The organism is Sphingobium soli, assembly GCF_020782245.1.
Lineage (GTDB): Bacteria > Pseudomonadota > Alphaproteobacteria > Sphingomonadales > Sphingomonadaceae > Sphingobium > Sphingobium soli.
Genome location: NZ_JAJGNP010000003.1, coordinates 43,669 through 54,593, shown reverse-complemented (window position 1 = coordinate 54,593; position 10,925 = coordinate 43,669). Strand labels below are relative to the sequence as shown.

Annotated in this window: 9 protein-coding genes; 4 read left to right on the top strand and 5 right to left on the bottom strand. The window is 62.2% G+C overall.

What is annotated here, in order from left to right; translation table 11 throughout:
• Positions 1-20: 20 nt before the first annotated feature.
• Complete coding sequence (locus LL253_RS04930) at positions 21-821, top strand: Rossmann-fold NAD(P)-binding domain-containing protein (protein WP_228226413.1); 801 nt, start codon at positions 21-23, stop codon at positions 819-821.
• Between the two features lie 222 nt (positions 822-1,043).
• Here LL253_RS04930 and LL253_RS04925 read toward each other — a convergent pair whose 3' ends face one another.
• The gene (locus LL253_RS04925; protein ID WP_266100882.1) at positions 1,044-1,913 is read right to left on the bottom strand and encodes a DMT family transporter; all 870 of its coding nucleotides are present in this window, start codon (positions 1,911-1,913) and stop codon (positions 1,044-1,046) included.
• A gap of 47 nt (positions 1,914-1,960) precedes the next feature.
• Entirely contained in the window at positions 1,961-2,971 is a 1,011-nt protein-coding gene (locus tag LL253_RS04920; RefSeq protein ID WP_228226411.1) for a threonine aldolase family protein, read from the bottom strand.
• Between the two features lie 158 nt (positions 2,972-3,129).
• On the opposite strand from LL253_RS04920, the gene LL253_RS04915 reads away from it, so the two are divergent.
• Together LL253_RS04915 and LL253_RS04910 are read left to right on the top strand one after the other, a co-directional pair.
• A complete protein-coding gene (locus LL253_RS04915) occupies positions 3,130-4,221 on the top strand; it encodes a branched-chain amino acid aminotransferase (protein ID WP_228226410.1) in 1,092 nt (363 codons plus the stop codon).
• Between the two features lie 62 nt (positions 4,222-4,283).
• On the top strand, positions 4,284-5,492 hold the full coding sequence (locus tag LL253_RS04910) for a UbiH/UbiF/VisC/COQ6 family ubiquinone biosynthesis hydroxylase (protein WP_228226409.1): 1,209 nt from the start codon (positions 4,284-4,286) through the stop codon (positions 5,490-5,492).
• A 296-nt stretch (positions 5,493-5,788) separates the two neighbouring features.
• Here LL253_RS04910 and acs read toward each other — a convergent pair whose 3' ends face one another.
• Positions 5,789-7,735: an acetate--CoA ligase gene (acs, locus tag LL253_RS04905; RefSeq protein ID WP_228226408.1), complete on the bottom strand. Its 1,947-nt coding sequence runs from the start codon at positions 7,733-7,735 to the stop codon at positions 5,789-5,791.
• A 183-nt stretch (positions 7,736-7,918) separates the two neighbouring features.
• On the opposite strand from acs, the gene LL253_RS04900 reads away from it, so the two are divergent.
• A complete protein-coding gene (locus tag LL253_RS04900) occupies positions 7,919-8,590 on the top strand; it encodes a glutathione S-transferase family protein (RefSeq protein ID WP_009823351.1) in 672 nt (223 codons plus the stop codon).
• A gap of 35 nt (positions 8,591-8,625) precedes the next feature.
• Here LL253_RS04900 and LL253_RS04895 read toward each other — a convergent pair whose 3' ends face one another.
• Positions 8,626-9,786, bottom strand: coding sequence for a GGDEF domain-containing protein (locus tag LL253_RS04895; RefSeq protein WP_228226407.1), 1,161 nt, complete (start codon positions 9,784-9,786; stop codon positions 8,626-8,628).
• A gap of 70 nt (positions 9,787-9,856) precedes the next feature.
• Positions 9,857-10,738: a LysR substrate-binding domain-containing protein gene (locus LL253_RS04890; protein ID WP_009823353.1), complete on the bottom strand. Its 882-nt coding sequence runs from the start codon at positions 10,736-10,738 to the stop codon at positions 9,857-9,859.
• Positions 10,739-10,925: the final 187 nt, after the last annotated feature.

The following is a 10,925-nucleotide window of genomic DNA, read 5'->3' as shown; positions in this document are numbered from 1 at the left end:
CTTCGACGGCTGACTGTTTGATGCCGCACATGCTTATCCTGGGCATGGGATATAGCGCATCGCGACTGGCGGATCGGTTGCGTGGGGATGGCTGGCGCGTCACCGGCGTTCGGCGTGCCGCTGACGTTCAGGCTGGCATCCTCGCATTTGACGACGACAACGCCGTGCTCTGCGCTATCGCCACAGCCAGTCACATTCTGTCGTCCGTGCCGCCCTTAGGCGATCTGGATCCCGTGCTGCACCGCTACGGCTCGGCCATCACCACCGCGCCTGCCATCTGGACCGGCTATCTGTCCTCAACTGGCGTCTACGGCGACACGAACGGGGCGTGGGTGGATGAAAGTGCGCCGATCGGGCGCGGCCGCCGCACTGCGCGGGTGCAGGCGGATCAGGACTGGGGCGCGTTGCGGGCCGACATGCGGCGTTTCCGTCTGCCGGGCATTTACGGCCCGGGCCGCTCAGCGCTTGACCGGGTCCGCGCCGGGCGCGCGCATCGGATCGATCTGCCCAATCAGATTTTCAGCCGCATCCATGTCGATGATATCGCGAAGGGCATTATCGCCTCGTTTGGAGGGCCGCCCGGCGTCTATAATCTGGCGGACGATCTGCCTTGCTCTCAAAACCGGGTCATCGAATTGGCGTGTGATCTCACGACATTGCCGTGGCCACCGCTCCAGTCCCTCGACGCGGCGAAATTGTCCCCCATGGCGCGGGGCTTTTACGCCGAAAACCGCCGTGTCGCCAATGGGCGGGCCAAGCGTCTTTTGGGCTGGACGCCGAACTATCCGACCTATGTCGAGGGCTTGCGCGCCTGCCTCTGACAGGCGGAACATGGTTTAGCCGTTGTTAACCTCTTCTGGCGACAAGCGGACATCGCTTCAGAAGGATAGCATGATGACCCGCTTCGACCAGGCATTCGCCGCAATTTCTGACCGGATGCTTATGCCGTCGGCCCAGCAGGCCAGGACGATGCAGGGATCCTCCCTATCCACCCTCATCGAACGGGTGAATAGGGCCAAGCAACGGTATCAGCCGGGACGACGCTAAGGGTTTTTCGAGCGCATGGCGACGACCATGCCAGCTACGGCCAGCACCGCTCCTGGCGCAGCGAAGCCGGTCCAGCGATACCCCTCGAGCAGCGTGGAGATGAGCATCGCGATCACCGGGATAAGCACGGCGGTATAGGCAGCCCGTCCCGCGCCGATCGTCTGGATCAACCGGAAGTAGAGCGGAAAGGTCACGACCGATCCAGCAATGCCCAGATAGGCGATGCCGGCCAGATAGCCAAGCCGCAACTCGATGACAGGGGGGCCCGCCGTGGCCCAGGCAAAGCCCGCATCGACCACCGCGCCAATCAGCATCGCCCACGCCAGCACCGCCATCATGGGGAGCCGCCGGGCAATGTCGGTGCCTTGCATGACATTGGCGACCGAAGCACTCAGCAGCCCCAGGATCGAGAAGGCTGCGCCCAGCAGCACAGTGTCCGGCGCGACATCGGCAGCGCGATATTCGTGGACCAGCATCATGACGATTCCCGTCATGGCGATCGCCGACCCGAGAACGAAGCCGCGTGTTACCGGCTGGCGAAAGGCGATATAGGCCAGTAACGAATTGGGGATCAATAACATCGCATAGATGACGGCCACGACACCGGATGTGAGGTGCTGTTCGGCGCGATAGACGAAGTTGAAGTTGAGCATGAACTGCGCGGTGCCCAGCAGGCCGGCAAACATCATGCCCGGCCCGCCGATGCGAAGCGAAACGCCCCGTATCCGTGCAAATATCGCCATGGCGATGCCGGCCAGCAAAAAGCGGTAGCAGACCGACCAGCTTGGAGGGACGGTGCCCAACTGATCCCTGATTACGATCCAGGTCGAACTCCAGATCAGCGTGACGAGCGCGAAGGGCAGCAAGATCCCTCTGGTTGTGTTTGTTGACACAGGAGCCGCGTCAGCCACAGTCAAAGCCGGGCCAGCGCCGCAGCGAGCGGTGCGACGGCGGCCACGTCCTGCGACCAGTTCGTGACCAATCGCGCCGCGCCTTCTCCCCAGTTGTGAAAATCAAAGTCCTGGGCACGCAAATTCGCGGCCTCTTCTGCCGTCAGGTGCACGAACAGCTCGTTGGCCTCGACAGGGTGCATCAATCGCTTGCCAGCCCCTTTGGCGAGGGCCTGGGCCGCTGCATTGGCGGCGCTGGCATTGCGAAGCCACAGGCCATCTTCGATCATCGCCAGCAGTTGCGTGGCAAGATAGCGTCCCTTCGAAAACAGATGCCCTGAGCGCTTGCGCCAGCGCCGAGCCTCTGCTGCCCGATCCTGCGCCTGGGCGCCGAAGAAGAGCAGCGCCTCACCGATCATGCCGCCATTTTTCACGCACCCAAAGGACAGGGCGTTCACGCCTGCGCGCCACGTCAAGTCTGCCGGTGCGCAGCCCAGATGTGCCACGGCGTTGGCGAACCGGGCGCCATCCATATGCAACCCCAGGTCATGCGCCTTGGCGACATCCCCCAGCGCCGCGACCTCCTCTGGCGCGTAGACGAGACCGTATTCAGTGGCGTTGGTAATGCTGATGGCGCGCGCCGGCACCTGATGCACATCTGGTCTGATCGTTTTCAGCCGATCGCGCACACTGTCCGGCGTCAGTTTCGCTCCGACGCCCGGCAGCGGCATCAGCGTCGCGCCGTGGGTGAAGAAACCCGGCGCGCCGCATTCGTCCACGACGATATGCGCCTCTTCATGCGCTATCACGCCGCCATAAGGGGGGCAAAGACAGGCGAGCGCGATGCTATTTGCTGCCGTTCCGCTCGCAACCCACAATGCTTGCACTTCGGTTTCGAAGAGCGTGGAAAAGGCATCGTCAAGCCGTGCGCTCCACGCGTCGCCGTCATAGCCATGATCCGCTCTGTCGGCAGCCGCAATGGCGGCCATCACCTCGGGGCAAACAGGCGTCGCATTATCGGAAAAAAAGTGCATGGTTTTGCGATAGCGAGCAGGCCGCCGGACGGGAAGGGGCCATCGGGAACGGGGTGGCCCTGCCCCTGGGCATTAGGTCAGTATAGATGACCAATTGTTTCCCGCGCCGCTCTGTGACATAGGCGGCCCATCCAATCCATGCACAAGGAGCCCTCTCCATGGACGTCGAGCAGAAATCGCGCTTCACCGTCACTCGCAGCAGCCAGGCTGTAGCAGCGGACCAGCGCGCGATCCTGCTTGCCGATCCGGGCTTCGGCCGCATTTTCACGGATCATATGGTGACCATCCGCTATACGGAAGGGCAGGGGTGGCACAGCCACATGGTGGGTCCCCGCGAACCGTTCCAGATCGATCCTGCCTGCGCGGTGCTGCATTATGCACAGGAAATATTCGAAGGCATGAAAGCCTATCGCCTGGGCGATGGCCAAATTGCCATGTTCCGGCCAGAGGAAAATGCTCGCCGTTTCGCGGAATCGGCTGAGCGCATGGCAATGCCGGCGCTGCCCGAGGACCTGTTTCTGGAAGCGGTCGCCGAACTAGTGAAGATCGACGCGGACTGGATTCCCGAAGGCGAGGGCAGCCTGTATCTGCGCCCCTTCCTGTTCGCGAGCGAGACGTTCCTGGGCGTGCGCCCGTCCAATGAATATATATTCTGCGTCATCGCCTCACCCGCCGGCGCCTATTTCAAGGGTGGCAGCAAGGCTGTGACCCTTTGGGTGTCGGAACATTATAGCCGTGCCGCGCGGGGCGGGACGGGCGCTGCCAAATGTGGCGGCAATTATGCCGCCAGCCTGATCGCGCAGAAGGAAGCGATCGGCCATGGCTGCGATCAGGTCGTCTTCCTCGATGCTGCCGAGAACAAGTGGGTCGAAGAACTGGGCGGCATGAACGTCTTTTTCGTCATGGACGACGGATCGATCATAACTCCCCCGCTCGGTGGCACCATCCTGCCCGGCATCACGCGCAATTCGATCATTCATCTGGCCCGCGCCAACGGTCATGATGTGCGCGAAGAGCCTTACAGCTTCATGCAATGGCGCGATGATGCCGCCAGTGGCCGACTACGCGAGGCCTTTGCCTGTGGTACGGCGGCAGTCGTCACGGCGATCGGCACGGTCAAGAGCAGCAGCGGTGAGTTCACGATCGGAAACGGCGATGGCGGGATCGTGACCGAAAAGCTGCGCGCCGAACTGACCGGTATTCAGCGCGGGACCGTCGCTGATCCGGCCGGCTGGGTGCACATGGTCTGATTTCTCGAAGTCCGCTGCGGGGCCGTCTTCCCATTTCCGGCGTCAGGACCTAGATACAAGGCATGGAACGCTACGACGTCGTCATCCTGGGCGGGGGTCTTGTCGGCCTCACCCTGGGCATCGCCCTTTCCGGCCATGGCGTGAAAACCGCCATTGTCGATCCTGCGGATCCTGTTGATACGACCGCCGCGGGTTTTGACGGACGGGTTTCGGCGATCAGTTCGACAAGCTATGCGATGCTCAAAGCGATTGGCGTGGCGCAGCATCTGGATGGCAAGGGTTGCCCGATCGATCGGATCTGGGTCAGCGACGGACTGGAACCGGGCGCACTGGATTTCGTGCCCGATGCCGATGACGGTCTGATGGGAACGATGTTTCCCAACCGAGATCTGCGGATCGCGCTGGCGCGGACGGCGGCGGAGGCCGACAATCTGACCTTCTATCAGCCCGATCGCGCGACGACCGTCGATCGGAGCAGCGATGGGGTAACACTGACGTTGCAGAATGGCGCGACTATCTGCACGCCCTTGCTGGTTGCGGCTGAAGGGCGCAACAGCCCCACGCGCGAAGCCGCCGGCATTCGCACGACCCGCTGGCAATATAGTCACACGGCTATGGTCACGGCGATCGACCATGACGTGCCGCACGCCAATACCGCCTACGAGATTTTCTATGTCGGCGGCCCCTTCGCCCTGCTGCCGATGCAGCCGGGGACGCGGTCGGCCGTTGTCTGGACCGTTCCGACGAACCAGGCGCCAGCCATGCTCAAATTGTCGGAACGCGCCTGGCTGGCCGAGGCTCAGAAGCGAATGGGCGGTTTTCTGGGAGACATCAGGCTCGCCGGACCGCGCTCCTCCTACCCGTTGGGCTTTCATCACGCCGCGCGCATCACCGATACGCGACTGGCTCTGGTCGGGGACAGCGCCCATGCGATCCACCCCATCGCGGGTCAAGGGCTGAACCTGGGCTTCCGCGACGTCGCCGCATTGGTGGAGGTGCTGGTCGAGGGCATGCGCCTGGGCCTTGACCCCGGCGATGCGCAACTGCTCGCGCGCTACCAGCGTTGGCGCGGACTGGATGCTTTGATGACCAGCGTCGCCATGGACGGGCTGGTGCGTTTGTTCGACATTCCCGGCAAATTGCCCTCCCTTGTCCGTCGGGCGGGATTGGCGGCTGTCCAGTGCACGCCCATGCTCAAGGGGCGGTTCATGGCAGAAGCCCGGGGTCAATCGGGCGCTCTCCCGCGCCTGCTCGCCGGCGAACGGGTCTGACGCCCGCGCCCCTCTCCCATAAGGGTATTTCCTTCGGAAAGGGGCGGCTGCCAATGCGTAAGGCGCAAAAGGATGCGACCAAGCGTGAGCGCCAGCACGATAAGTCCGATCGACTTTGTGCACTGGCATGACACCCTAAATGCGTGGCGGTGCCTGACGCGCGAACCCGAGCACTAGATTGGCGATGACGAGCATTGCCATGATCCAGTGCATAGCGCGCGCGACACCTTTGTAACGGGTCACGTCACGCTTCTTGTGTCAGGCGGGGCCAACAAGGCCGTGATCGGCATGATCGCTCACCCGCCCTGACGATTGGCGACAAGATTATCGACCACTGAAGGGTCCGCAAGGGTGCTGGTGTCGCCCAACGCCTGCGCCGATACTTCACCTTCGGCGATCTTGCGCAGGATACGGCGCATGATCTTGCCCGACCGCGTTTTGGGCAGGCCCGGCGCGAACTGGATCGCATCCGGGGTGGCAATGGGGCCGATTTCCCGGCGCACCCAATTTATCAGCGTCTTGCGCAGCTCGTCATTGGCTTCATCATCATTGTTGAGCGTCACATAGGCATAAATGCCCTGACCTTTTATATCATGGGGGAAGCCTACCACCGCCGCCTCCGCTACGCTTTCGTGCAGCACCAGCGCGCTTTCGACTTCCGCCGTCCCCATGCGATGACCCGATACGTTGATGACATCGTCGACCCGGCCCGTGATCCAATAATAGCCGTCGGCATCCCGCCGTGCGCCGTCCCCGGTCGTATATTTGCCCGGGAAGGTCGTGAAATAGGTCTGAAAGAAGCGATCATGATCGCCCCAGACCGTCCGCATCTGCCCCGGCCAGCTTTGCGCGATGACCAGATTGCCTTCGGTCGCGCCATCCAGCACCTTGCCTTCGGAATCGACGATCTGCGGCACCACGCCAGGCATGGGCAGGGTCGCTGATCCGGGCTTCAGGTCGGTGGCGCCGGGCATGGGCGCGATCATCGCTCCGCCCGTTTCCGTCTGCCACCAGGTGTCGATGATCGGGCAGCGATCCTCGCCGACCACATGATGATACCAGCGCCAGGCCTCTGGATTGATCGGCTCACCGACCGTCCCCAGCAGGCGTAGTGATGCGCGGCTGGTCGCCTTCACATGATCGTCGCCTTCCTTCATCAGCGCGCGCAGCGCGGTGGGGGCAGTGAACAGGGTCCGGACCTGATGCCGGTCCACGATCTGCCAGATGCGCGCTGACGTAGGATGATTGGGTACGCCTTCGTACATCAGCGTCGTCGCCCCGTTGGCGAGCGGCCCATAGACGATATAGGTGTGGCCCGTGACCCAGCCTATATCGGCGGCGCACCAATAGACATCCCCCGGCCGATAGTCGAAGCACAGTTCATGGGTGAGGCTGGCCCAAAGCAGATAGCCGCCGGTCGTATGGAGCACCCCTTTGGGCTTCCCGGTGGACCCGGAGGTGTAGAGGATGAACAGCGGATCTTCCGCCTGCATGGGTTCGGCCGGGCAATCGGCCGCGACCTTTTCGGCTTCTTCATGCAGCCAAACGTCGCGGCCTTCCGCCATGACGACGTCACCACCGGTCGCCTTTACCACGATCACCGACTTGACGCTCGGACAGTCCTTCAGCGCAGCATCAACATTGGACTTGAGCGCCACCTTTCTGCCTGCCCGGCATCCTTCATCGGCGGTCACAACGATGGTGGAGTCGCAATCCTGAATGCGGCCACACAGCGCATCGGGGGAAAAGCCGCCGAAAACCACCGAATGGATCGCTCCTATCCGCGCGCAGGCCAGCAAAGCGAATGCCGCTTCCGGGATCATCGGCAGATAGATGGTGATTCTGTCGCCCTTCTTCGCGCCGGCTGCTTTCAACACATTGGCGAAGCGACACACTTCGGCATGGACCTGCCGATAGCTGTAACGGCGCGGTTCGGCATCGGGGGAATCGGGTTCCCAGATGATCGCGGTCTGGTCACCCCGCTCGTCGAGATGCCGATCGAGGCAGTTGACACTGACGTTCAAAACGCCATCCGCGAACCATTTGATGCCGAAATCGGCTTCTGCAAAACTGCTTTCGTTGGCCAGCGTCGGTGGCGTCATCCAGTCCAGCCGCCCTGCGCGGTCCAGCCAATAGCCGTCGCTGTCCTCGACCGAACGGGCGTAATCGGCTTCGCGCTTGCCCCGATCCATATAGGCACCCTCGGCCCAGGCTTGCGGCACGGGGAAGAAATCTTCGGGCATCAGCTATCCTTTCCAAGGCAAAACCGGTTTTCGTTGCCCTTCTATCGTCGGCTTTCCCTCGCCGAAAGGGGCGAGGCAGACCCTGGCCGCCATCCTTTTGGCCAATGTCCTTGTCAGGAGGGTACGCCAGCCGTCGCTTTGCGGCTTCCCCCGCAGCGCTCGTGCGCCTAACAGACAGTCTCTATGTGGCTGCTCTATCAATTTCCTCTCTGTCCTTTTTCCCGCAAGGTCCGGCTGTTGCTGGGCGAAAAGGGCATCGGCTATGATCTGGTGCGCGAATCGCCATGGGCGATGCGCGACGAATTTCTGGATCTTAATCCCGCCGGCCTGACTCCGGTCATGACGGATCAGGAACGGGGCATTACCCTGCTCGACAGCCAGGCGATCTGCGAATATTTCGAAGAGACGGTGGAGAAAGTGCCGCTGATTTCCGGCACCGCTGCCGGTCGCGCTGAAGTCCGCCGACTCACCGCCTTTTTCGACCAAAGTTTCTATGGCGACGTGGTCGGCCCGCTTTTGCATGAGCGCATGAAGAAAAGGCTGATCGAACGCGCGCCGCCCGACGCCCGAGTATTGCGCGAAGCGATGAAGCGAGCGAACGTCCATATGGATTATATGGACTATCTGCTCGATCACCGCAGCTGGATGGCCGGCGGCACCCTCAGCCTGGCGGATATCGCCGCCGCGGCGCATCTGTCAGTCGCCGATTATCTGGGGGGCATCGACTGGGCCGGCCATGAGCCGGTGCGGCGCTGGTATGCCGGGTTCAAGTCCCGACCGTCTTTCCGTCCGCTTCTATCCGAACGGATGGAGGTCATCACGCCGCCGCCGCATTATGAGAAGCCTGATTTCTAAACCCTCGCGGCTTTCGTTGCTGCCCGAGAGGATGGTCACTCTGTTTCGGCGGCCAGGTAAACCCGGTTGCGGCCATGTTCCTTGGCCAGATAGAGCGCGCGATCAGCAGCCTTGAGCGCGGCGCGGGGATCGTCATAGGCCAGCACATTGGCAACGCCCGCCGAAAAGCTGACCCTGTCCATCCGCTCGCCATTGGTGCGATTGACAAGGCTGCGGCTGGCTAGGTCTTCGCGAACGTCATCCACCGCTTCGCATGTTTCCGCTGCTGTCTTGCCCCGGAACAGCATCACAAATTCCTCACCGCCATGGCGCGCGACATGACAGCGATCATCCGACACCTTGGCGAGCAAGCCCGCCACGAATTTCAGCACACGGTCGCCGGTATCATGACCATGCGTGTCGTTGATCACCTTGAAATGGTCGATGTCGCAGAAGGCGATGGACAATGATTCGCCCGCAGCCTGAGCCTCCGCCACTTCGTCCCGCAACCGCGCTTCAAAGGCGCGGCGGTTGGGGAGACCGGTCAGATGGTCTTGCTCCGCGGCGCGGCGCGCGGTTTCCAGACTGGATTTAAGCGCCTGCGTCTGCTTCTGGTTTTCCCGCAGCTGTGTTTCCACGGCCCGTGTTTTTTCCACCATCGAGCGCGTCAACCCGACCAGGCGCGCCAGCACCGGCTCGCCCTCGGCAACGTCAGCCAGATCCTTCGCCTGCTCCTGCAATGCCGCGCCATAGTCCTTCGCTGACTTGCGCGATTCGTGCATGAGGCCGGTGAACTGATCGAGATTTTCCTCCACCTTGTCCAACATGGTGGCGAGCGATTCGGGCGTGACCTCATCCGCGCGCTGTTCAGCGGCCAGGGTTTCGAGCCAGCCGTTGGTGATCTTGCCGCGTTCCATCATGACGGCGCGGATGGCTTTTTCGACGCCGATATTCGCGCCGGTCAGATAATCGAGCGCGACGCTGAAATTTATGGCGGTCAGATCCAGGTCATGGGCGAAGAGGAAGTCGCCAATGTCGGCATAAAGTTGGCGCCGTCGGTTGATTTCGCGATTGGCGGCGGTGCCGGCCCGCGGCCGGGGCGCAGTTTCTACGTCTTGCGACTCTTCCGCTCGCCCGGAAAGTCCCTTTGCCCACCGGGTCAGGCGGTCGGTCAGCCCATGTTGCGCATTGGCGGTGGAAGGTGGTGCCCCGATCATGACCTTCATAACGGCCGCGCAAGGAGAGGCTTAAATGCGCGGCAACAAGAATCCTGTTGCCTGGTGCGGCCTAGATTTCAGCGGCCACCAGCCAGTCGCGAAAGATGCGCACCGCGCGCGTCTGAAGCGCGCGGGGCCGACACACGAAGAAATAGCGATAGGGGCTTTCGACATGAATGGGGAACAGCCGCACGAGCCGGGGGTCCCTGGACTGCTCGAAATGGCTGGCGTGCATGACGGCTACGCCCAGCCCTTGCGCTGCCGCTTCCAGCATAAGCTGGCCCGAGTCATAATTGTCCACGGCCAGCGGTTGCAGGTCGGGCAGGCCGGCCGCTTCCTTCCAGGCGTCAAAGGACAAGGCCATGTCGCGGTGAAGCAGGATCGTCTGCTGCGCCAGTTCCTCGGGGGACTTGAGCGCCTGCGGCCCTTCCAGCAACTGCCGGCGACCGATCAGATACACCTGCTCATGGTCCAGCTCATGCGCGTAAAGCGCAGAGTCGATGTCTTTGGCCATCAGGACGATCGCGGCGTCCAGTCCTTCACCCAGCCGCGCAACGGCGTGGGGCGTCGTTTCGATGTCGATGTGCAACTGCGGATGCTGCTGACGCAGCCGACCAAGATGTGGGAACAGGCGCTGTGTCGCAAACAGCGGCATGACCGCCAGCCGCAAGCGCAGTTGATTGCCGCCGCTCTGGATATTTTCCAGCGCCTGGCTGAGGGAATCCAGCGCTGGCGCGATATCGTCGAGCAGCCGCTGGCCATCGATGTTGATCTCCAACGCCTGATGCTTGCGGTCGAACAAAGGCCGCCCGATGAATCGCTCGAGCGCCTGAACCCGGCGACTGAGCGCGGGCGTCGACAGGGCGAGTTCCTCCGCAGCAGCCTTGACGGAGCCAAGGCGAGCGACCTGAACAAAGGCCTCCAGGGCCGTAAGGGGCGGCAATCTGCGCATACTATGTTACTATTCCGAAGCCGATCCGCTGCGCCGCGTCAATTCTCTTTATCGAACGGCGCGCTTCCCGGTTCCAAGCATCCTGTCGACAATGAGCAGGAAAATGCGAAAAATGGCAAGATGCATTTTTTGCAACTTGATCCTTCATTTCGCACTTGCGAAATATCTCGTTGCGACGCACATAGGA